Annotated in this window: 22 protein-coding genes and 1 other annotated feature; of the genes, 20 read left to right on the plus strand and 2 right to left on the minus strand. The window is 47.1% G+C overall.

Annotation, left to right across the window (positions count from 1 at the left end; translation table 11 throughout):
* The first annotated feature begins 3 nt into the window (after positions 1–3).
* The 20 genes from AC4EHK_RS05885 (at position 4) to AC4EHK_RS05980 (ending at position 20,344) form a co-directional block, all read left to right on the plus strand.
* Positions 4–525, plus strand: coding sequence for a DivIVA domain-containing protein (locus AC4EHK_RS05885; RefSeq protein WP_142826622.1), 522 nt, complete (start codon positions 4–6; stop codon positions 523–525).
* Positions 526–562: 37 nt separating this feature from the next.
* Positions 563–777: a binding site (T-box leader), on the plus strand.
* Between the two features lie 42 nt (positions 778–819).
* Positions 820–3,582 carry an isoleucine--tRNA ligase gene (gene ileS / locus AC4EHK_RS05890; RefSeq protein ID WP_490977849.1) on the plus strand — a complete coding sequence of 921 codons (2,763 nt, stop codon included), beginning with the start codon at positions 820–822 and terminating at the stop codon, positions 3,580–3,582.
* Positions 3,583–3,705: 123 nt separating this feature from the next.
* Positions 3,706–4,182: a signal peptidase II gene (gene lspA, locus AC4EHK_RS05895; protein ID WP_142826620.1), complete on the plus strand. Its 477-nt coding sequence runs from the start codon at positions 3,706–3,708 to the stop codon at positions 4,180–4,182.
* On the plus strand, positions 4,182–5,093 hold the full coding sequence (locus tag AC4EHK_RS05900) for an RluA family pseudouridine synthase (RefSeq protein WP_490977850.1): 912 nt from the start codon (positions 4,182–4,184) through the stop codon (positions 5,091–5,093). Before lspA ends, AC4EHK_RS05900 begins: the two co-directional genes overlap by 1 nt.
* 194 nt (positions 5,094–5,287) lie before the next feature.
* Positions 5,288–5,824, plus strand: a complete 537-nt coding sequence (gene pyrR / locus AC4EHK_RS05905; RefSeq protein WP_490977932.1) for a bifunctional pyr operon transcriptional regulator/uracil phosphoribosyltransferase PyrR — start codon at positions 5,288–5,290, stop codon at positions 5,822–5,824.
* Between the two features lie 27 nt (positions 5,825–5,851).
* Positions 5,852–7,138 (plus strand): solute carrier family 23 protein, encoded by a 1,287-nt coding sequence (locus AC4EHK_RS05910; RefSeq protein WP_490977851.1) that lies wholly within the window; start codon positions 5,852–5,854, stop codon positions 7,136–7,138.
* 131 nt (positions 7,139–7,269) lie between these two features.
* A complete protein-coding gene (locus AC4EHK_RS05915) occupies positions 7,270–8,139 on the plus strand; it encodes an aspartate carbamoyltransferase catalytic subunit (protein ID WP_490977852.1) in 870 nt (289 codons plus the stop codon).
* Between the two features lies 1 nt (position 8,140).
* Complete coding sequence (pyrC, locus tag AC4EHK_RS05920; RefSeq protein WP_490977853.1) at positions 8,141–9,418, plus strand: dihydroorotase; 1,278 nt, start codon at positions 8,141–8,143, stop codon at positions 9,416–9,418.
* Positions 9,415–10,512, plus strand: a complete 1,098-nt coding sequence (locus tag AC4EHK_RS05925; RefSeq protein ID WP_490977933.1) for a carbamoyl phosphate synthase small subunit — start codon at positions 9,415–9,417, stop codon at positions 10,510–10,512. The genes pyrC and AC4EHK_RS05925 overlap by 4 nt, the downstream gene beginning before the upstream one ends.
* The gene (gene carB, locus AC4EHK_RS05930; protein WP_490977854.1) at positions 10,505–13,693 is read left to right on the plus strand and encodes a carbamoyl-phosphate synthase large subunit; all 3,189 of its coding nucleotides are present in this window, start codon (positions 10,505–10,507) and stop codon (positions 13,691–13,693) included. Before AC4EHK_RS05925 ends, carB begins: the two co-directional genes overlap by 8 nt.
* A complete protein-coding gene (locus AC4EHK_RS05935) occupies positions 13,690–14,457 on the plus strand; it encodes a dihydroorotate dehydrogenase electron transfer subunit (protein WP_490977855.1) in 768 nt (255 codons plus the stop codon). Before carB ends, AC4EHK_RS05935 begins: the two co-directional genes overlap by 4 nt.
* Positions 14,454–15,368: a dihydroorotate dehydrogenase gene (locus AC4EHK_RS05940; RefSeq protein ID WP_490977856.1), complete on the plus strand. Its 915-nt coding sequence runs from the start codon at positions 14,454–14,456 to the stop codon at positions 15,366–15,368. The genes AC4EHK_RS05935 and AC4EHK_RS05940 overlap by 4 nt, the downstream gene beginning before the upstream one ends.
* Positions 15,365–16,054, plus strand: coding sequence for an orotidine-5'-phosphate decarboxylase (gene pyrF, locus AC4EHK_RS05945; protein WP_490977857.1), 690 nt, complete (start codon positions 15,365–15,367; stop codon positions 16,052–16,054). Before AC4EHK_RS05940 ends, pyrF begins: the two co-directional genes overlap by 4 nt.
* Positions 16,051–16,674, plus strand: coding sequence for an orotate phosphoribosyltransferase (gene pyrE / locus AC4EHK_RS05950; protein ID WP_490977858.1), 624 nt, complete (start codon positions 16,051–16,053; stop codon positions 16,672–16,674). Before pyrF ends, pyrE begins: the two co-directional genes overlap by 4 nt.
* Positions 16,675–16,836: 162 nt before the next feature.
* Complete coding sequence (locus AC4EHK_RS05955; protein ID WP_490977859.1) at positions 16,837–17,181, plus strand: PadR family transcriptional regulator; 345 nt, start codon at positions 16,837–16,839, stop codon at positions 17,179–17,181.
* Entirely contained in the window at positions 17,165–17,845 is a 681-nt protein-coding gene (locus AC4EHK_RS05960; protein ID WP_490977860.1) for a DUF1129 family protein, read from the plus strand. Before AC4EHK_RS05955 ends, AC4EHK_RS05960 begins: the two co-directional genes overlap by 17 nt.
* Positions 17,846–17,927: 82 nt before the next feature.
* A complete protein-coding gene (dsdA, locus tag AC4EHK_RS05965) occupies positions 17,928–19,265 on the plus strand; it encodes a D-serine ammonia-lyase (RefSeq protein WP_490977861.1) in 1,338 nt (445 codons plus the stop codon).
* 1 nt (position 19,266) lies between these two features.
* On the plus strand, positions 19,267–19,563 hold the full coding sequence (locus AC4EHK_RS05970) for a hypothetical protein (protein WP_490977938.1): 297 nt from the start codon (positions 19,267–19,269) through the stop codon (positions 19,561–19,563).
* Positions 19,563–19,844, plus strand: coding sequence for a TIGR04104 family putative zinc finger protein (locus tag AC4EHK_RS05975; RefSeq protein WP_490977862.1), 282 nt, complete (start codon positions 19,563–19,565; stop codon positions 19,842–19,844). Before AC4EHK_RS05970 ends, AC4EHK_RS05975 begins: the two co-directional genes overlap by 1 nt.
* An 89-nt stretch (positions 19,845–19,933) precedes the next feature.
* Positions 19,934–20,344, plus strand: a complete 411-nt coding sequence (locus AC4EHK_RS05980) for a VOC family protein (protein ID WP_490977863.1) — start codon at positions 19,934–19,936, stop codon at positions 20,342–20,344.
* Between the two features lie 38 nt (positions 20,345–20,382).
* Here AC4EHK_RS05980 and AC4EHK_RS05985 read toward each other — a convergent pair whose 3' ends face one another.
* Positions 20,383–21,060 (minus strand): amino acid ABC transporter permease, encoded by a 678-nt coding sequence (locus AC4EHK_RS05985; RefSeq protein ID WP_490977864.1) that lies wholly within the window; start codon positions 21,058–21,060, stop codon positions 20,383–20,385.
* Between the two features lie 12 nt (positions 21,061–21,072).
* Positions 21,073–21,921, minus strand: a complete 849-nt coding sequence (locus AC4EHK_RS05990; protein ID WP_490977865.1) for a transporter substrate-binding domain-containing protein — start codon at positions 21,919–21,921, stop codon at positions 21,073–21,075.
* Between the last annotated feature and the right edge of the window lie 180 nt (positions 21,922–22,101).

Raw genomic sequence — 22,101 nt, forward strand, 5'->3', positions numbered from 1 at the left:
TCAATGCCATTATCCCCGTTAGATATACATAACAAAGAATTCAGCCGAGCATTCCGAGGATATCAGGAAGATGAAGTAAATGAATTCCTGGAACAAATCATGAGAGATTATGAAATTCTGCTGAAAGACAAGTCGACTCTGGAAGAGCGGTTGCGGACAACCGATGAACGGGTTGGACATTTTAATACAATCGAATCAACATTGCAGAAATCGATTTTTGTGGCTCAGGAAGCGTCAGAAGAAGTTCGACGCAACTCACAAAAAGAAGCAGAATTGATCATCAAAGAAGCAGAAAAAAATGCGGACCGCATCGTCAATGAATCATTGACAAAAGCACGCCGCATCGCTCAAGAAATCGAAGAGCTGAAAAAACAATCACGCATTTTCAAAAACCGCTTTAAAATGTTGGTCGAAGCCCAATTGGATTTGATCGAAACAGATGATTGGGAAACCTTGTTGGAATACGACATTGATACACAGAATCTCGAGAAGATTGAGAAGGACAAAGAAGAGTCGAACTCTTGACTCTGAGGCTTTCTGCTTCTATAATTACGACATACAAAAAAACGCGCTGATAGAGACAGTAAGCTATGCTGAACGGTAAAGCGAACCAGGAACAGTGAAAGCCTGGCACGAAGGCATGGATGAAAATCACTCTTGAGCAGAATTGGTGAACGCCAGTATCCAATTCCGTCTACGCCACGTTACGGCGATCGAGTGGCAGCTATCTAGCTGCAACAAGGGTGGTACCGCGAGTCTAAGCTTCTCGTCCCTTTCCAGGGATGGGGGCTTTTTATTATGCCTACAGGAGGAATGGAAATGGAATACAAAGATACGTTATTGATGCCAAAAACAGATTTTCCGATGCGCGGCAATTTGCCGAACCGGGAACCGGAAATGCAACAAAAATGGGAAGAGATGGACATTTACAGGAAAGTATTGGACCGGACAAAAGGCCGCCCATTCTTTATTCTTCATGACGGGCCTCCATATGCGAACGGCGATTTGCATATGGGCCACGCACTGAACAAAGTATTAAAAGACATGATCGTCCGTTCGCGTTCCATGATGGGTTTCCATGCCCCTTACGTTCCGGGCTGGGATACACACGGATTGCCGATTGAGCAGGCTTTGACTAATAAAGGCGTAAACCGCAAAGAAATGTCATTGGCAGAATTCCGCAAACTATGCGAAGAATATGCTTACCAGCAAATCGACAACCAGCGCTCACAATTTAAAAGAATTGGCGTTCGCGGCGATTGGGAAAATCCCTATGTAACATTAAAACCGGCATATGAAGCACGCCAAATCGAAGTGTTCGGCAAAATGGCCAATAAAGGCTATATCTACAAAGGATTAAAACCGGTTTACTGGTCCCCGTCAAGCGAATCATCACTTGCGGAAGCAGAAATCGAATACCATGATAAAAAATCTCCATCGATTTACGTATCTTTCCCTGTCACTGACGGCAAAGCCGTATTGGCAGAAGGCACGAACTTGGTCATCTGGACAACAACTCCATGGACCATCCCGGCAAACCTGGGGATATCTGTGCATGGCAAATTGGACTACGCAGAAGTATCTGTAAATGGTTCTCTTTATATCATCGCGCAGGAACTATTGAAGGAAGTTGCGGAAGAATTGGGCTGGACAGATTACGAAGTTGTCCGGGTATTGAAAGGTGCCGAAATGGAACATATCTTAGCGAAACACCCGCTTTATGACCGGACCTCACTGGTTATGCTTGGCGATCATGTAACCACTGACTCAGGTACAGGCTGCGTCCATACAGCTCCTGGCCACGGGGAAGATGATTTCTTGATCGGTAAGAAATACGGTTTAGATGTTCTTTGTCCGGTCGATGAACGCGGAGTCATGACAGACGAAGCGCCTGGGTTCGAAGGCGAGTTCTATGACAAAGCAAATAAATCAATCACGGAAGCGCTCGACAATGCAGGCGCTCTTGAGAAGCTTTCTTTCATCACCCACTCGTATCCGCATGACTGGCGGACAAAAAAGCCGGTCATCTACCGTGCCACGGCTCAGTGGTTTGTATCAATCGATGCTTTCCGTGATCAAATCTTAAAAGCCATCAAAGAAACGTCATTTACACCGGCATGGGGCGAAACGCGCCTGTTCAATATGCTGCGTGACCGCGGCGATTGGAATATTTCGCGCCAGCGCGTATGGGGCGTTCCGATTCCTGTGTTCTACGCCGAAAATGGCGATCCCGTGATCACGGAAGAAACGATTGCGCACATCGCTGATTTGTTCCGTGAAAAAGGGTCGAATGTTTGGTTTGAGCGTCCAGCTGCAGAACTATTGCCGGCAGGATTCACACATCCAAGCAGCCCGAACGGCTTGTTCACGAAAGAAATGGACATCATGGATGTTTGGTTCGATTCCGGATCATCTCACCAAAGCGTTCTTGATGAACGTGAAGATCTTCAGTATCCGGCTGATTTGTATTTGGAAGGATCTGACCAATACCGCGGTTGGTTCAACTCATCACTCACCACAAGCGTCGCCATCAATGGCATCGCACCTTATAAAGGCATCTTAAGCCATGGCTTCACGCTTGACGGCAATGGCCGCAAGATGAGCAAATCACTTGGAAACGTCATCGTGCCTGCAAAAGTAATGAACCAAATGGGAGCAGATATTTTGCGACTTTGGGTTGCTTCTGTTGATTACACAGCGGATGTTCGGGTTTCAGACGAGAACTTCAAGCAAGTGTCGGAAGTTTACCGCAAAATCCGCAACACGCTGAAATTCCTTCACGGGAACTTGGCTGACTTTAATGAACAAGAGCACCGCGTAGCATTTGAAGATATGCGTGAAATGGATCAGTACATGGCGATGAAATTGCAGAAGATGGTGGAAACTGTGCGTAAAGCATACGAAACCTACGAATTCTCGAGCATCTATCACGCATTGAACAATTACTGCGCTAATGATTTGAGCTCGTTCTACCTGGATGTGGCGAAGGATGTCGTGTATATCGAAAGTGCAGATAACCTGCACCGCCGCGCCATGCAGACGGTTATGTTCGATTCATTGATGGCGATCTTGAAGCTGTCTGCACCGATTATTCCGCATACAGCTGATGAATTGTGGTCATACTTGAACTTTGTTGAAGAAGAAAGTGTCCAGTTGACTGACTTCCCAGAAGCAGTACTAAATCCAGCGTTTGAAGGCTTGAATGAAAAATGGAGCCGCTTTATGGATGTTCGCGACGATGTGTTAAAAGCATTGGAAGAAGCACGTGCTGCTAAAACAATCGGTAAATCCCTTGAAGCAAAAGTGACCGTTTACGGAAACGACGAACTGGCGGCGTTGCTCGCTTCTACGGATGAAAACCTTGCCCAATTGTTTATCGTATCAAAATACGAATACGGCGGTACGCAAGATCAAGCACCAGAACATGCTGTCAAACTGAACGAAGTTTCAGTGACAGTTGAAAAAGCACAAGGCGAAAAATGCGAACGCTGCTGGACGATTTCAGAAGAAATTGGCACAAGCGAAGCACATCCGGCATTATGCCCGCGCTGTGCAAGTGTTGTAGAAAAACAATACGCTTAACACACAGAGCGGTTCATGTAGAGTAGAGGTCTGGAGAACCGGCATTCCGGTTTTTCAGACCTTTACTTTTTTCAATGATATTGTGTTAAAATAGATTGACTGATGAATTGACGGAGGATACGGATGTTTATTTATTATGGAATCGCGTTATTGATAATTGCAGTGGATCAATGGACAAAATGGCTGGTCCTGAAAAATATGGAATTGGGCGAACGAATTCCGGTAATTGAACCTTATCTCGGTTGGCTGTCGCACCGGAACCGCGGCGCCGCTTGGGGAATGCTTGAGGGACAGATGTGGCTGTTTGGCATCATTACCGTGGCAGTCATCATTGGGATTCTTTACTATTTTCATAAACACGCACAAGGGCAGCCGCTGTTCCAGCTAAGCTTGATGATTCTCTTAGGCGGAGCGATCGGCAACTTTATCGATCGGATGCTGCGCGGGGAAGTCGTCGATTTTGTCGATGTGCTGATTCCGGTGATCAATTACGAGTTTCCGATATTTAATGTTGCGGATGCCGCTTTAACAATCGGTGTCGTGTTAATGATTATTTATATTATTTATGACGAAAAACAACAAAAGAAAAAGGTGTCTTAATGGAAGATTTAACGATTGAAATTTCAGAAGAAATGGCCGGCGAACGAGTAGACAAAGCCGTGTCATCGATAGATGAAGAATGGTCGCGTTCGCAGATCGCCAATTGGGTCAAAGAAGGCGCGGTAAAAGTTAACGGCATTACCGTAAAGCCAAACTACAAAGTACGCTTGCAAGATATTATCATTGTCACCCCTCCCGAGCTTGTAGAGCTGGATGTTGTGCCTGAAGACCTGAATTTAGAAATTGTCTATGAAGACGAAGATGTTCTTGTCGTCAACAAACCGAAAGGCATGGTTGTCCACCCTGCTCCGGGACATGCTAATGGAACATTGGTGAATGGCTTAATGCATCATTGCCAGGATCTTTCCGGTATTAATGGCGTAGTACGCCCTGGAATCGTCCATAGAATTGACAAAGATACATCCGGGTTGTTGATGGTCGCGAAAAATGATGCTTCCCATACGTCATTGGTTGACCAATTGGTGAAAAAGACTGTTACCCGTAAATACGTAGCATTGGTACATGGACATATTCCTCATGACAAAGGAACAATTCAAGCACCAATTGCACGCGATCCAAAAGAGCGCCAGAATATGGCCATTGTCGACAAAGGAAAGCATGCGGTTACGCATTTCCGCGTATTGGAACGTTTCGGCAACTTCACGCTTGTGGAATGCCGTCTGGAAACAGGAAGAACCCACCAAATCCGTGTCCACATGAAATACATTGGCTATCCACTTGTTGGCGATCCAAAGTACGGACCGAAAAAAACGATGGACGTTGGCGGACAAGCTCTTCACGCAGAAGTCATCGGATTTGTTCATCCAAAAACGGCAGAATACCTGGAGTTTTCTGCAGAGCCGCCGGCTGAATTTGCAGAACTCCTAGAATCTCTTCGCGACAAGGATTGACAAACCCGAACGTCTTTCTTTATACTTAAAAAAACGAACCGAATAATGAACACCTTTAATAACAGTCCTGAGAGGCTGAGAAGGTATTTACGCAAGCCGGAAGCCTGTCTTCCGTGCTGAATTTTTCTGCGCATCTATCCTCTTGCCTCTTGGGCAAGAGGTTTTTTATTTGTAAAAAAGGAGCGGAACTCATGGTGGAAAAAGCGGATATTTTGGACGAACAAGCAATCAGCCGGGCTATCACCCGAATCGCGCATGAAATTATTGAACGCAACAAAGGCATCGATGAGTGCATACTGGTCGGCATCAAAACGCGGGGAGCTTTCATTGCAAAGCGCCTGGCGGAGAAAATAGAAAAAATCGAAGGACGCCCGATTATGAAAGGCGAACTTGATATCACTCTTTACCGGGACGACCTGAGCATTAAAACAAAAAATCAGGAGCCTTTGGTCCAGCAAGTGGATATCGAACACAGCATACTCAATAAAAAGGTTATTCTTGTGGACGATGTGCTTTATACAGGACGGACAGTCCGTGCGGCGATGGACGCCGTGATGGATCTTGGCAGACCTGCCCAAATTCAACTGGCTGTGCTCATTGACCGGGGCCATCGCGAACTGCCGATCCGGGCAGACTTTGTCGGAAAAAACATTCCGACATCGAGCGATGAACGGATAGTCGTGCAAATGATCGAAAGCGACCGGGTTGACCGGGTAGCCATTCACGAATAGAGAGATAGAGACAGGGGAGAATGGACAGTGAGCGAAGCAATTTTAGATGTACAAGATAAACCGAAAGCAGCCCAATGGATTTCATTAAGTTTGCAGCACATGTTTGCGATGTTTGGCGCGACGATCCTGGTGCCGCAGCTGGTCGGCTTGAGCCCTGCCATTGCGCTGTTGACAAGCGGAATCGCCACGATCATCTTCATCATTATTACGCAGTTTAAAGTACCAGCTTACCTGGGTTCTTCATTCGCCTTTATTGTACCAATCACGATTGCCACTGAAACTGGCGGCATCGGCTCGGCGATGATCGGTGCGATGTTCGTGTCAGCAGTTTACGCCATTGTTGCGCTGATCATTTGGAAAACGGGCTATCAATGGCTGATGAAGCTGCTTCCACCGATTGTGGTAGGACCTGTCATCATTGTTATCGGACTTGCCTTGTCAGGAACGGCAGTAGACATGGCGATGAATATTCCTGTCGGCAACGGATCGGAATACAGCTTGATCCATTTCTCAGCTGCCATTGTCACGTTGTTGACGGCAATCATTTGCAACATCTATTTCAAAAATATCATTTCACTGATGCCCATCTTGATTGGTATCATCGTAGGCTATGTATACTCAGCTGCGATTGGCATTATTGATTTTACGGCCATCGGCGAAGCAAGCTGGTTCGCTGTACCGGAGTTTCTGATTCCGGGAGTGGATTACTCGTTTCAAGTAACGCCGACCTTGCTGTTCGTCATGGTGCCAATTGCCATCGTGACCATTTCTGAACACATCGGCCATCAGCTGGTGCTCGGCAAAATCGTAGACCGCAATTACATAAAAGATCCCGGCCTGCACCGCTCGATACTGGGCGACGGCATCGGAACCTTTATTTCTTCCTTGGTCGGCGGTCCGCCAAAGACCACATACGGCGAGAACATTGGCGTTCTGGCCATAACGAAAGTATTTTCAGTTTATGTAATCTTAGGAGCTGCAGTGTTCGCCATTGCGTTTTCATTTCTGGGCAAACTGATGGCGGTGATCGAGACCATTCCGACAGCAGTGCTTGGCGGAATTTCGATCCTGCTGTTCGGCATTATCGCTTCTTCCGGATTGCGCATGCTGGTGGACAACAACATTGACTTTGGCAACAACCGCAACTTGGTCATTTCCTCTGTCATCCTGGTGATCGGCATCGGCGGAGCCAAGCTGGAATTCAGCGAGTCCTTTGCGATTGAAGGAATGGCACTTGCCGCAATCGTCGGTGTCATCCTTAACCTGGTGCTGCCGGGTCTGAATAAGAACGAGTTAGACGACGGAACTGAATAATTACCTTTTAATGAATGTCCAGAGAGGCATGGAAAGGGTTGAAAATTGGGGTGGACTCTGCCCTTTTTTCCTCACACCTTCCTGCCCCTGGGAAGGTGTTTTTTTATAGCGGATGAAAGGGAGAGATGATTTTGGCAAACTTACTATCGATGAACAACTTAAAAAACCAAACCATCATGAACTTGCTGGAACGTGCGGAAAAATTTCGCAAAGGCGAAAAAGCACCGATAGATGGAACAGTCGTTAACTTGTTTTTCGAACCGAGTACGCGGACCAAAATGAGTTTTGAAATGGCCGAGCACAATATGGGGCTGGCAGTCCTGCCATTTGAAACAGCTTTCTCAAGCATTTTGAAAGGAGAAACACTGTACGATACGGTCAAGACGATGGAAGCGATTGGAGTGAACGCAGTCATCATTCGCCACGAGGAAGAGGAGTACTACCAGCAGCTTGAGGGTTGCAAGGTTGCGGTCATCAACGGTGGGGATGGGTCGGGACAGCATCCAACACAATCGCTGTTGGATTTGCTGACCATCTACCAAGAGTTTGGACGAGTCGAAGGCATTCACGTCACGATCGTCGGAGACATTGCACACAGCCGCGTCGCAAAATCGAATGCCGCGGCACTCAAACAGCTGGGGGCGGAGGTAACATTTATCTGCCCGGAAGAATGGAGCGGAGAGTACGATTCCTCGGAACACTTGGACGACTTTATTGAAAAGACAGATGTCGTCATGATGCTGCGGGTCCAGCATGAACGCCATGCGGTATCGGCCCTGTTTTCAAAAGAAAACTACCACGAGCAATACGGCTTGACGATTGAACGGGAAAAGCGGATGAAAGAGGGGGCTATCATTATGCATCCCGCGCCGATCAACCGCGGTGTGGAAATTGCAGACAGCCTCGTTGAATGTGAACGCTCACGAATTTTCAAACAAATGGCGAACGGAGTATTTGTCCGAATGGCCGTACTTGAATACGCATTGAAAGGGAGAGATTAACTTGAATTTATTCATAAAAAACGTAAACATACTGCAACATGGAGAACTTGCACCAACCAATATTCGCATCACAGATGGCAAAATCGATGAAATCGGCAAAGATTTAAAAGTGAAAGACGAAACGGAAATTGACGGCAAAGGCCGGATGATCGCACCAGGATTTGTTGATATCCACGTTCACTTGCGTGAACCAGGCGGCGAGCAGAAAGAAACAATCGAAAGTGGAACAAAGTCAGCGGCAAAAGGCGGATTCACCACCATTTGCGCGATGCCGAATACGCGTCCTGTTCCCGACACGAAAGAAAATCTGCAGCTGGTCAACGGTTTGATCGAGAAAAATGCGCTTATCCGAGTTTTGCCGTATGCTTCCATCACCATCAGAGAAGCCGGGAAAGAACGCACAAACTTGCAGGAGTTGAAAGACAACGGCGCCTTTGCCTTCACCGATGACGGTGTTGGCATCCAGCAGGCAGGCATGATGTACGAAACGATGCAAGATGCAGCAAAAATTGACATGGCGGTCGTCGCACATTGTGAAGACAACAGCTTGATTTATGACGGCGTCATGCATGAAGGCAAACGCAGCAAAGAGCTAGGGTTAAAAGGCATTCCGTCGATTGCAGAGTCTGTGCACATCGCACGCGACATTTTGCTGGCCGAAGCGGCAGGGGCACATTATCATGTCTGCCACGTCAGCACAAAAGAATCGGTGCGCATGATTCGCGACGCAAAGCGTGCAGGAGTCCGCGTGACGGCTGAAGTGACACCGCACCACTTGTTATTGACAGAAGATGATATTCCAGCAGATGATGCAAACTACAAAATGAATCCGCCGCTCCGTGCCAAAGAAGACTGGGAAGCACTGCACGAAGGCTTGCTTGACGGAACACTGGATTTTATCGCGACGGACCATGCACCGCATACAGCTGCAGAGAAAACCAACGGCATGAACGGATCGATGTTCGGCATCGTAGGATTTGAAACAGCGTTTCCGCTGCTCCACAGCAAATTTGTCAAGACAGGCGTGTGGACGCTTCAGCAACTGATCGACTGGTTGACCATCAAGCCGAGTGAAACCTTCAACTTGCCTTATGGCACGCTGGAACTTGGCCAAACGGCGGACTTAGTGCTCTTGGATCTGAAAAAAGAGCAGCCAATTCAGGCTGAGGCGTTTGTATCAAAAGGCAAAAATACCCCGTTTGACGGCTGGAACTGTACAGGATGGCCGGCAATGACCATTTTTGGAGGAGAAATCGTATGGCAGGAGGAGAAAAATTGATGAAACGCTATTTGATCTTAGAAGACGGTACGGTATTTGAAGGAACAGCATTCGGTGGCGAAGATGCCTCGGTAGGAGAAATTGTTTTTAATACGAGCATGACCGGCTACCAGGAAATTTTGTCCGATCCATCTTACTGTGGGCAGATTATTACCATGACTTACCCGTTGATTGGCAATTACGGCATCAACAGCGATGACTTCGAATCGATTGAACCGGCAGTCAAAGGAATGGTGGTCCGTGAAATCGCTGAGTTCCCCTCCAACTTCCGAAACAATTTAACCTTAGATGAATTGTTCAAGATCAAAGGTATTCCCGGGATTTCGGGGATCGATACACGCAAACTGACTCGCCTGATCCGCTCAAAAGGGTCCATCAAAGGGGTTTTGACGGCAGCAGGCGAAGATATTCAAATAGAAGAAGTGGTCCAGATGCTTCAAGCAACGGTTTTGCCAAGAAACCAAGTGGCACAAGTGTCAACTGCACGCCCTTATCCAAGCCCAGGCCGCGGCAAGCGGGTGGTGCTCATTGATTATGGCATGAAGCACGGCATTTTGCGTGAGCTCAACAACCGCGATTGCGACGTGATTGTCGTACCTTATAATACGCCGTCAAAAGAAATTTTGGCCTGGGGACCGGACGGCGTCATGCTGTCAAACGGCCCTGGAGATCCGAAAGACGTGGAAGAATGTGTAGAAGTCGTGCGGGAACTGCTCGGGGAAGTTCCAATCTTCGGCATCTGCCTGGGTCACCAATTGTTTGCAAGAGCATGCGGAGCGGACACCTTCAAGCTGAAGTTCGGCCATCGCGGCGGCAACCATCCAGTCCGTGACTTGATTACTGGAAAGATCGAAATTACTTCCCAAAACCATGGTTACGCAGTAGATGAAGAAACGCTGCAAGGCACGAGATTGAAAGTGACACACAGCGCATTGAATGATGGAACGAACGAAGGACTGGCGCATCTGGACTTTCCAGCCTTCACTGTCCAATACCACCCAGAATCTTCACCGGGACCAGAAGACTCGAACTACTTGTTCGATCGCTTTATCGATGTAATGAACGCAACTCGAAAGGAGCAACAACATGCCTAAAAGACAAGATATTCAAAGTATACTCGTAATCGGTTCGGGACCTATTGTCATCGGACAAGCAGCAGAGTTCGACTATGCCGGCACACAAGCTTGCCTGGCGTTGCGAGAAGAAGGCTATCGCGTCATCCTGATCAACTCTAATCCAGCGACCATCATGACGGATACCGAAATTGCAGATAAAGTGTATATCGAGCCAATCACCCTGGAATTTGTCAGCCGCATTTTGCGCAAAGAGCGTCCGGACGCACTGCTTCCGACACTGGGCGGCCAAACAGGGCTGAACATGGCCATCGAACTGGACGAATCCGGAATTTTGGACGAGTTGAATATCGAAATCTTAGGGACCAAGCTGGAAGCCATTCATAAAGCGGAAGACCGTGACTTGTTCCGAACTTTGATGAACGAACTGGGAGAACCGGTTCCGGATTCGGACATTATCCACAACATGGCAGAAGCGGAGAACTTTATTGCACGCGTCGGCTATCCTGTTATCGTCCGGCCAGCCTTTACATTAGGGGGCACAGGCGGCGGAATTTGCAATAACTACGAAGAACTGCAGGAAATTGTGGCCAGCGGATTGAAATACAGCCCGGTAACGCAATGCTTGCTTGAAAAATCAATTGCCGGTTTCAAGGAAATCGAATACGAAGTGATGCGCGACAAGAACGATACGGCAATTGTTGTCTGCAATATGGAAAACATCGATCCGGTCGGCATTCATACGGGTGATTCGATTGTTGTGGCCCCTAGCCAAACTTTGTCTGACCGTGAATACCAGATGCTGCGCAACGTGTCGCTGAAAATTATCCGCGCATTGAAAATTGAAGGTGGCTGCAACGTGCAGCTGGCATTGGATCCATTCAGCTTTAATTATTACATCATTGAAGTTAATCCGCGTGTCAGCCGGTCTTCAGCACTGGCTTCAAAAGCCACGGGCTACCCGATTGCCAAACTAGCTGCTAAAATCGCAGTTGGCCTAACATTGGATGAAATGATGAACCCGATCACAGGCCGAACTTATGCCGCTTTTGAACCGGCACTGGATTATGTGGTCACCAAAATTCCGCGCTGGCCGTTTGATAAATTCGAATCGGCAAAACGCAATTTGGGGACACAAATGAAAGCGACAGGCGAAGTGATGGCGATGGGCCGGACGTTTGAAGAGTCGATTTTGAAAGCTGTACGGTCGCTGGAAACAGGCCAATTCCACCTGGAGTTGAAAAATGCGGACGCCATGAGCGACGAATGGATTCAAAAACGCATTTGCCGTGCTGGAGATGAGCGCTTGTTCTTCATTGGCGAAGCGCTGCGACGCGGGGTGACAATTGAAACCATTAACGAGTGGAGCCAAATTGATTTGTTCTTCCTGAAGAAGTTTGAAAACATCGTCCAATACGAAGCAGTATTAAAAAATTCAGCTTTTGATTATGAGACAGCAAAACGCGCAAAACGTCTGGGCTTTGCTGACCGGACGATCGCGAAACTATGGAAGACCACCGAGCAGGAAGTTTACAACTGGCGCAAAGAACAAAAGTTAATGCCGGTTTATAAAATGGTTGATACTTGTGCAGCAGAATTTGAATCCGAAACGCCTTATTTCTACGGCACGTATGAAGATGAAAATGAATCCGTGAAAACAGATAAAGAATCCGTTATCGTTCTTGGATCAGGCCCGATCCGCATTGGCCAAGGCGTAGAATTCGATTACGCAACGGTGCATTCTGTCTGGGCCATCAAAGAAGCGGGCTACGAGGCAATCATCGTCAACAACAACCCGGAAACCGTCTCAACGGACTTCTCAATTTCGGATAAATTATACTTTGAACCGCTGACCATTGAAGATGTTATGCACATTGTCGACTTGGAGCAGCCCAAAGGTGTCGTCGTCCAGTTCGGTGGACAGACAGCTATCAACCTCGCAGAAAAACTGGAACAAAACGGCGTTAAAATACTTGGGACAACTTTGGAAGATACGGACAGAGCGGAAAACCGCAACAAGTTCGAAGCAGCCCTGCACGAAATCGGCATTCCGCAGCCTTTAGGCAAAACGGCAGTCAACGCGGAAGAAGCGATCGTGATCGCCGCGGATATCGGCTACCCGGTATTGGTCCGCCCATCTTATGTTCTTGGCGGACGCGCAATGGAAATTGTCTACAACCAAGAAGACTTGAAGCATTACATGGAACATGCCGTAGAAGCGAGTCCGGAACATCCGGTTCTGGTTGACCGATACTTGACGGGAATTGAAATTGAAGTGGATGCCATTTCAGACGGAAAGCATGTGCTGATTCCGGGCATCATGGAGCATATTGAACGCGCAGGCGTTCACTCGGGTGACTCGATTGCAGTGTATCCGACGCAAAACATCTCAACTCAGTTATTGGATACCTTAGTTGACTACACAACGCGACTGGCAAAAGGGCTGAATATTGTCGGCTTGCTGAACATCCAATATGTCATCTCCAAAGGTGAAGTTTTCGTGATTGAAGTAAACCCGCGTTCAAGCCGGACAGTGCCGTTCATGAGCAAAATTACATCAATCCCGATGGCCAATATTGCAACAAAAGCCATTTTGGGGCAAAGCATTGTGGATCAAGGCTACACACCTGGACTTGCGCCGATTTCAAAAGGTGTATTCGTCAAAGTGCCAGTCTTCTCTTTCGCAAAACTTCGCCGAGTCGACATAACGCTTGGGCCGGAAATGAAATCGACCGGAGAAGTCATGGGCAAAGACACGACTTTGGAAAAAGCACTTTATAAAGGATTGGCGGCCGCCGGCATGGAAGTGAAAGACCATGGCACAGTGCTGCTGACAGTTGCAGATAAAGACAAAGAAGAAGCAATCGGATTAGCGAAGCGCTTTAAAGCGATCGGCTATCAGATTATGGCGACTGGCGGAACAGCTAAAGCCTTTGAAGAAGCAGGAATTTTGGTTGCGCCAATCGGCAAAATCGGGTCAACAGGCAAAACTTTGCTGGATGTGATTCAAAATGGAGACACCCAAATTGTCATCAACACATTGACGAAAGGCAAACAGCCGCAGCGTGATGGTTTCCGCATTCGCCGCGAGTCAGTTGAAAACGGCATACCTTGCCTGACGTCACTGGATACGGCAGAAGCCATGCTGCGTGTCATCGAATCGATGACCTTCTCAGCTGAAGAAATGGGGGCAGGTGTATGATCAAACAAGAGCGCATGCACGTCATCAAGCAGCAGGAAATCGCCAAACACATTTTTGAACTGACGGTACAAGGCGAACTGGCCAATGAAATGGCAGAGCCGGGGCAGTTTGTCCACATTCGTGTGGCAGACAGCTTTGAACCCTTGCTGCGCCGGCCGATTTCGGTCGCTTCCATCAATTTGGAAGCCTCGCAATTCACCATGATCTACCGCGCAGAGGGCCGAGGTACGGGACTGCTGGCAGAAAAAAAACCTGGAGACACGCTGGATGTACTCGGACCTCTAGGGCACGGCTTTCCCGTAGAAGAAGCTCAGAAAAAAGCATATTTGATCGGCGGAGGAATTGGTGTTCCGCCCCTATATGAACTTGCCAAACAATTGAACGCACGAGGCATTGAAACAGTCCATGTCCTTGGGTTTGAAAGCAAACAGGCGGTCTTCTATGAAGACAAGTTCCGCAAACTTGGCGATACCCACATTGCGACAGTCGATGGCTCTCACGGCACCCAAGGGTTTGTGACGCATATCCTTAATGAGTTGCCAATTGATTTTGATACGTACTACAGCTGTGGTCCGACCGCCATGCTGGAAGCAGTGCAATGGGCATACCCGCAGAAAAAAGGCTTCCTGTCTTATGAACAGCGGATGGGCTGCGGCATTGGGGCATGCTTTGCCTGTGTCTGCCGGACAACAAAAAGCGAAACGGATTACATCAAAGTGTGTTCTGATGGACCGGTATTTCCAGCAGGAGTGGTGATTTCATGACAGACTTAACCGTAAAGCTACCAGGACTCGATTTAAAAAACCCGATCATGCCAGCTTCCGGATGCTTTGGCTTTGGCAAAGAATATGCACAGTTGTATGACTTGTCGCAGCTTGGGGCCATCATGATCAAAGCGACGACGGTGGAGACGCGCCTCGGCAATCCGACGCCGCGTGTAGCAGAAACAGCATCGGGTATGCTTAATGCCATCGGTTTGCAGAATCCGGGACTTGAGAAAGTGGCTGGCCAAGAATTGCCTTGGCTCGAACAATACGATGTGCCGATCATTGCCAATGTGGCTGGAACGACGACCGAAGATTATGTGGAGGTTGCGAAAGCCATTTCACAGGCTCCGAATGTCCATGCACTGGAAATTAATATATCCTGTCCAAACGTCAAACTGGGCGGCATCACTTTCGGTACAGATCCGGACGTTGCCCGCGAGTTGACGCGTGCAGTCAAGGAAGTATCTTCAGTGCCTGTTTATATCAAGCTGTCTCCAAATGTCACGGACATTGTTTCGATTGCGAAAGCGGTCGAAGCAGGTGGAGCGGATGGCATCACCATGATCAACACACTGCTTGGCATGCGCATGGACACAAAAACTGGTCGTCCGGTCATTGCCAATATAACCGGTGGTTTGTCTGGTCCTGCCATTAAACCAGTCGCCCTGCGAATGGTTTACGAAGTCAGCAAGCACACCAAGCTGCCAATTATCGGGATGGGCGGCGTTACCAATGTGGATGACGTCATCGACTTCCTGTCTGCGGGTGCAAGCGCTGTTGCAGTTGGAACAGCCAATTTCGTTAATCCATTTGTCTGCCCTGAAATTATCGGCCAATTGCCGGAACGTTTGCATGAACTTGGTTTTGATTCAGTAGAACAGCTTGTCGGAAGGAGCCACCGCCTGTGAACAAACCAATCATCGCGTTGGATTTTGCATCGAAAAAGCAAGTAGAAGAATTTTTGGTACAGTTTTCCGAACCGCTTTTTGTCAAAGTCGGCATGGAGCTCTATTTTCAAGAAGGGCCGGAATTGGTCCGTTCCATAAAAGCGCAGGGTCATGACATTTTTCTGGACTTGAAGCTGCATGACATCCCGAACACTGTTGAATCCGCTATGCGGGGCTTGGCCAAACTGGAAGTGGACATGGTCAATGTCCATGCCGCAGGCGGACTCGAGATGATGAAAGCCGCAAAGCGCGGGCTCGCAGGCAGCAATACGAAACTTATCGCCGTGACGCAATTAACTTCAACGAGTGAAGCAGACATGCACGAAGATCAATTGGTTTATGTCAGCCTTGAAGAGTCGGTGCTGCATTACGCAAAGCGGGCCATGCAGGCAGGCTTGGACGGCGTGGTTTGTTCCGTGCTGGAAGCGGGTCCGATTGGCGAAGCATGCGGCCAGAATTTCCTGCGGGTCACGCCAGGCATCCGGCCAGCAGCGGTTTCCGTTGATGATCAGAAACGGGTGGCGACACCAGCGGAAGCTCAGGCAAAAGGTTCTACCCATATTGTGGTCGGGCGAGCCATTACGAAGTCTGAAAATCCATCAGACAGTTATGCGCAGATTAAAGCAGAATGGAGTGGACAATCTTGAAATACAAAATAGCAAACCATTTACTGGCTGTTGGGGCAGTCGAACTTCGCCCACAAGAACCGTTTACGTGGGCATCTGGTGTTAAGTCGCCGATCTATTGCGACAATCGTTTAACGATGTCTTATCCGGCAGTACGAAAAGACATCGCTGCGGGGTTAGCCGGCACCATCAAAGATTATTATCCAGAATGCCAAGTGGTGGCAGGCACCGCAACGGCAGGAATTCCGCACGCTGCCTGGGTCAGCGATTTGCTTGATTTGCCAATGGTTTATGTGCGGTCTAAAGCTAAAGAACATGGCCAGACGAATATGATTGAAGGCAAAGTCGAGCCAGGCAAAAAAGTGGTTGTGGTGGAAGATTTAATTTCCAAAGGCGGATCGGTGCTGCAGGCAGCTCAGGCATTGGAAGCAGCAGGTTTCGAGGTACTTGGCATCGTCGCAATCTTCACGTACGATTTGCCGCAGTCGATTGAAGCAATCACAGGTTCCGGCTACACGTTCCATACGTTAACAGATTTTCCTGCTTTGGTTGAACAAGCATTGAGTACAGGGGCAATCCATGAAGAAGACATGCCGATGCTTGCGGACTGGCACGAAAAACTGAAAGCAGGTAAGTTATAAAATCGGCCTCTTGGTCGATTTTTTATTTTGGAAGTGTGTTCTGATAACGGTTGACAGAAAGAATGGCATTGACTATAATCAAGTCAACTAGTTGGTTATGCAAGGTAGTTATTTTTTTGGATCACTATCTTGCATCGCCAAGTACCTAAAGGAGGAACGATTATGGCTCTTAGAAGCCAATTGCTAAAAGGGGTTTTGGACGCCTGTGTAATGGCGGTCGTGGAAGAACAGCCGGTTTATGGCTACGAATTGTCGCAAAAACTGCAGGCAATCGGATTGCCGGACATTAGCGATGGCACTATTTACCCAGTGCTGCTGCGGCTGCAGAAAAATGGTTTTATTCGGGGAGAAATGAGGCCGTCTGCATCGGGGCCGAATCGCAAATATTATTTTTTGACAGATAGCGGAAAACTAGAGCTGGAGCAAATTGCTTCCGAATGGCTTCAAATTGCAAAACCTGTCAGCCAATTACTGAAAAGGGGTGGAGAAGATGAGAAAGACGCCTGAACTGATCGAGGAAAACAATCACAAAAGAGAACTGTTAACTTCTGAAAATGAACAAGTATACGAAAATTTGCTGCTGTATATTCGGACAGACCTGCGTGTGGATGAGCATGCAGGAGAGGAAATTTTAATGGATTTGCTTGATCACCTATTAGAGGCGCAAGAGAACGGCAAAAATGCGGCCGATTTATTCGGAAATTCGCCACAAGTCTATGCAGATGAGTTAATTGATCAACTCCCCAACCAAAAGCGCCGGAATGTGTATTGGCTTGCAGCATCAGGAATCGCTGGATTGGTTGGCTGGTTTGCCATCACCTATGGGGTCATAAATGCGGTTCTTTCTTTTTTTACCACCAGGGAAATCGATATTGCGCTCGGCAGCATTTTTTTGATCTTATTGAGCGTTAGTTTGGTCGGAACGATTGGCGTCAAACTATTCTTTAAAATTATCCGCTCATCTGTCTTCAAACCGAAAAGCCAACAATGGAAAATGTATGTGAAAGCCGGACTTTTTGGAATGGCAGGATTTCTTTTAATTTTAGGTGCAGCCTTTTTATTTGATGGAATTGGTCCGGTTGTGCATGTAGAGTGGTGGGTCTTCCTAATAGTCGGCATGGTGCTGCTGGTTCTCAACAAAGGAATCGGAAAACTGTCCGACGAGCAGTGAAAACAGTCCAAGCGAGGATGAATTTTCAGTGGCTGTCCTGTATGATGAAGCTAAAGAGCCAAGTGGATGGAAGGGGATTTGCATGACTATTTTACAGGCGCGACTAGAAAGCTGGATTGAAAAATATCCATTGCTAAAAAAAGTCATTGATTTGGAGCCCGTTATCTGGCTGAATCCAAAACGCCAAAAGATGGCTGACATGCCTGGCTCGCCAGTAGATCTGGAGGACATGAAGCAGGCAGAAGCGCTTTGGCAGCGCTTCGCACCTTATTTGGCATCAGAGTTTCCGGATACGGCTGCTGATAAAGGCATCGTGGAATCGCCGCTTCGCGAGATTCCCAACATGAAACGTCAGCTGCAAGATCGCTGGGGAGAAGAAATTGAAGGCGGACTGTACTTGAAATGCGATAACGCCTTGCCAATTGCCGGATCCATTAAAGCCCGCGGCGGTGTTTACGAAGTCCTGCACCACGCAGAGCAGCTGGCAATCCAAGCTGGACTTTTGGCAACCGAACAATCTTATGAGCAATTTTCATCTGATCGATTCAAGCAGTTTTTCAGTAGCTATTCCATCGGAGTAGGCTCAACTGGGAACTTAGGTTTGAGCATTGGCATCATCAGCGCTAAACTTGGCTTCCAGGTCTCCGTCTACATGTCTGCAGACGCCAAGCAATGGAAAAAAGACTTGCTTCGTGAAAAAGGGGCAACTGTGGTGGAATTTGATGGAGACTTTAGCGAAGCCATCTTGTCCGGGCGAAGAGAGACACTTGCCAAGCGGGATGCCTATTTTGTAGACGACGAAAAGTCCAAACACTTATTTTTAGGCTATAGTGTTGCAGCATTCCGCCTTGAGCACCAATTGGAGAAAGCGAATATCCAGGTGGATGACAATCACCCACTCTTCGTTTATTTGCCTTGCGGTGTAGGCGGTGCACCAGGCGGTATTGCCTTTGGGCTGCGCCAAGTTTTTGGGGATGCAGTTCATTGCTTTTTTGTGGAACCGACTCATTCTCCTGCAGTGCTGAGTGGCTTAATGACGGGTGAAAAAGAAAAGCTTTGTGTGCAGGATCTTGGCATCGACAATTTTACCGAGGGAGACGGATTGGCAGTCGGCAGACCCTCCAGCTTTGCTTCTGGCATTAGTGAAAAAACGGTCAGCGGCATTTATACCTTAGAAGACCAAGAGCTATTTAAATTACTAGCGCTTTTGGCAGACAGTGAAAAAATATTCATCGAACCTTCGGCGACGGCAGGATTGTTGGGTCCATTGAACATTCTCAAAACGGATTATGCTGAAGCCAACGGAATTCAGATGTCCACTGCCAATCATATTGTCTGGTCAACGGGCGGTGCTTTGGTGCCGGAAGAAGAAATGGACATTTTTTATCAGCGCGGAAAATCTTATTTAGGAGGCCAATAGAATGGATATGTCATGGGCATTACTTATCGCGGGAGCCGTTTTGGCAGCTGGTTACTTTTTCTATGCCGCTTCTGAAAAACGCATCGAAGCGCTTGAAAAAAGAATCAGGCAAGTTGAACAACAACTTAAACAAGCAACTACGGGAATGGATTTCACAGAACCTGACGTCAATGAAGAGCTTCGGCAACTTCTTCACCAAGGAAAAACGATTGAAGCAGTCAAACGGACGAGACAGGAATTTGGCTGGTCCTTGTTGGAAGCAAAGCAATATGTGGATGAGCTGAAGGCAGATAGGTAATGCAACAATGTGAAATATGTCATACACCATTTACTTGGAAGCAAGTCAATAAGTCGTTATGGCTAGCCTACAAACCAATTGCCTGCCCAAAATGCGGAAGGCTTTATCGAGTTCAGTTCTTGTCTCGCATTTTAGTTTCTTTACTGATAGTAGGTCCCATCTTTGCTTCTAGTTTCTTACCGCATCCTGCCAATACTCAAGCCCTTCTATTTGCAGTGCTAATCTTATTGCCTGCTATTTGTTTTACATTGCCATATTTGATGCGCTATCGGCTTGTCTAAAAGATCCTCATGAGGATCTTTTTTTGATATGCAGGAAACGTTCATTTTTCGACGAATAATGTAGATAACCAGAAAAAGGAGGCGGAATTGTGGGTATCCAATCAAGCCATATTTTTGTCAATTTGCCGGTGAAGAATGTGGAGCGTTCCAAAACTTTTTTTGAAGAAATTGGATTTGAATTTGAAGAAGAGATGACGGATCAAAATGCGGCTTGTCTGATTATCGGTCCGACAATTTATGTGATGCTGCTTACAGAGGATTATTTCAAAAGTTTCTCAAAAAGAGAAATTACCGATACGGTACACAGTGCAGAAGTCATAACCGCCATCTCTGCCACTAGCAAAGCGGATGTAGATGAACTGGTAAACAATGCATTAAAGGCAGGTGGCCAAAAAGCCAGCGGAAAAATGGACGATGAATCCATGTATGTGCGGAGCTTTAAAGACTTGGATGGCCATATGTGGGAAGTTCTTTATATGCCTGAAGAAATATCCGAATAAAGGAAAAAACATCCGGAAAGATTTTTTCCGGATGTTTTTTATAGATAATCTGCGTAGCGTTTTTCAAGGTAGTTTTGCAAAATGGTCATTGCAGAGCAAATGGCCCAGTAGACCAATGCAACTAAAATCAGCATAGTCAGCAAATCATATTCGCGTGCGCCAACAACGCGCGCTTTTTGGAAAATCTCCGGAACGGTAATCATCGCCGCTAAAGAAGAAGCTTTGATCAAGTCCAGGTAGACATTTGATAAGGGCGGCACTGCAATTCGAACCGATTGAGGGAGAATGATGCGGCGCATGGTCTGCCAATAGGTTAGTCCAAGTGCAGTCGATGATTCCCATTGTCCTTTATCAACAGAAGCCAAGGATGAGCGAAAAACTTCAGCAATATAAGCAGCGCTGTTAATGGTGAACCCGATCAACGCGGCTTGGACAGCAGTGAACTCGATGCCAATGACCGGCAAAGCAAAGTACAGCAGAAAAAGAATAACCAAGATTGGTACGCCGCGCATGAAGGAAATATAGAGGCGTGCTGGAAATTGCAAAATTTGCAATCGGGATGTACGGGCAAGGGATAGGAAAAAGCCTATGATCAACCCCATGACCATACTAAAGACAGATATCAGTAAAGTATAGCCGATGCCTCCCAGTACATAGGGCAAGGATTCGATCGCTAGTGTGGGGTCAAACAGCAGTCCCCATTCAATGTCATTCATTAGACGACCTCCTTAGTTTTCTTCAATATCAGGTTTAATGGAGACATCGGCACCACCAAAAAACTCTTCGGAAATACGAGTGATCGTACCATCTTCAAGCATTTCTTCCAATTCGCTGTTCACATTGTCAGCAAGTTCGGTATTGTCTTTATTCATCACAAGGCCAACCTCTGAAGGTGCATACTTGATATCAGGATGGATGGTGATATTCAGCTCAGGAAAAGCTGCAACACCGAATGTTGATAAATAGTAATCATTCAGAATGACATCGGTGCGTCCGATTGAAACGTCCCGCAAATAAACTTCGTTTGTGGCATTGTCATAAGTCACTTCTTCTGCGCCGTAATCACGTGCGATTTCCATGAAAATAGATGTAGATGCACCAGCTGCTTTTTTACCTTCCAAGTCTTCCAAGGTTGAAATTCCGGACAAGTCATCTTTTCGGACAACCGCTGTGCCGTAAGAATGTTTAATTGGTGTGGAAAAAATAAACTCTTCTGCGCGGTCTTCAGTTATTTCAATATCATTTGCGGCCATGTCAATTTGGCCTGTATTGACGCTGGTCAGCATTTCATCAAATCCAAGTTCTGTAAACTCGATTTCCAACTCTAATCGTTCACCAAGTTCCCGCACCACTTCTACTTCAAAGCCCGTCAGTTCATCAGAATCTTCATCACGGAAAGAAGTTGCGAGCAAAGTTCCTGAAGTGGCAACAGTCATTGAACCTTGTTCTTGAATTTCATCCCAAGCTGTAGTTGTTTCCTCAGTTTCGCTTTCTTCATTGCCGCATCCTGCTAGCAACGCCAGTGCGATAGCTCCGTTAGCTATCATTATTTTGTTCTTTGTAAAATATGTATACATATGTAAATCCCCCTTAAAATAAAGTCCTTTAAGAACATAGCATTTACTGGTGAACAGGGCAATGGGTAGAACTCAACTTGCATGCAAGACTAATTATCTGCATATTAATATTATGTAATCTTCTTGGAGGTATCAGTTTAGGGATCATCATTATCGTATTTTTGGTTTTCTCAATCGCAT

The organism is Planococcus sp. TJ-307 (genome assembly GCF_058268435.1).

Coding starts and splice junctions, on each gene's coding strand:
- carB (WP_490977854.1), top strand. CDS start 10,505: ATGCCTAAAAGACAAGATATTCAAAGTATACTCGTAATCGGTTCGGGA.
- AC4EHK_RS05885 (WP_142826622.1), top strand. CDS start 4: ATGCCATTATCCCCGTTAGATATACATAACAAAGAATTCAGCCGAGCA.
- AC4EHK_RS05940 (WP_490977856.1), top strand. CDS start 14,454: ATGACAGACTTAACCGTAAAGCTACCAGGACTCGATTTAAAAAACCCG.
- AC4EHK_RS05955 (WP_490977859.1), top strand. CDS start 16,837: ATGGCTCTTAGAAGCCAATTGCTAAAAGGGGTTTTGGACGCCTGTGTA.
- AC4EHK_RS05985 (WP_490977864.1), bottom strand. CDS start 21,060: ATGAATGACATTGAATGGGGACTGCTGTTTGACCCCACACTAGCGATC.
- AC4EHK_RS05970 (WP_490977938.1), top strand. CDS start 19,267: ATGGATATGTCATGGGCATTACTTATCGCGGGAGCCGTTTTGGCAGCT.
- AC4EHK_RS05990 (WP_490977865.1), bottom strand. CDS start 21,921: ATGTATACATATTTTACAAAGAACAAAATAATGATAGCTAACGGAGCT.
- AC4EHK_RS05900 (WP_490977850.1), top strand. CDS start 4,182: ATGGAAGATTTAACGATTGAAATTTCAGAAGAAATGGCCGGCGAACGA.
- AC4EHK_RS05935 (WP_490977855.1), top strand. CDS start 13,690: ATGATCAAACAAGAGCGCATGCACGTCATCAAGCAGCAGGAAATCGCC.
- ileS (WP_490977849.1), top strand. CDS start 820: ATGGAATACAAAGATACGTTATTGATGCCAAAAACAGATTTTCCGATG.
- AC4EHK_RS05975 (WP_490977862.1), top strand. CDS start 19,563: ATGCAACAATGTGAAATATGTCATACACCATTTACTTGGAAGCAAGTC.
- dsdA (WP_490977861.1), top strand. CDS start 17,928: ATGACTATTTTACAGGCGCGACTAGAAAGCTGGATTGAAAAATATCCA.
- AC4EHK_RS05960 (WP_490977860.1), top strand. CDS start 17,165: ATGAGAAAGACGCCTGAACTGATCGAGGAAAACAATCACAAAAGAGAA.
- lspA (WP_142826620.1), top strand. CDS start 3,706: ATGTTTATTTATTATGGAATCGCGTTATTGATAATTGCAGTGGATCAA.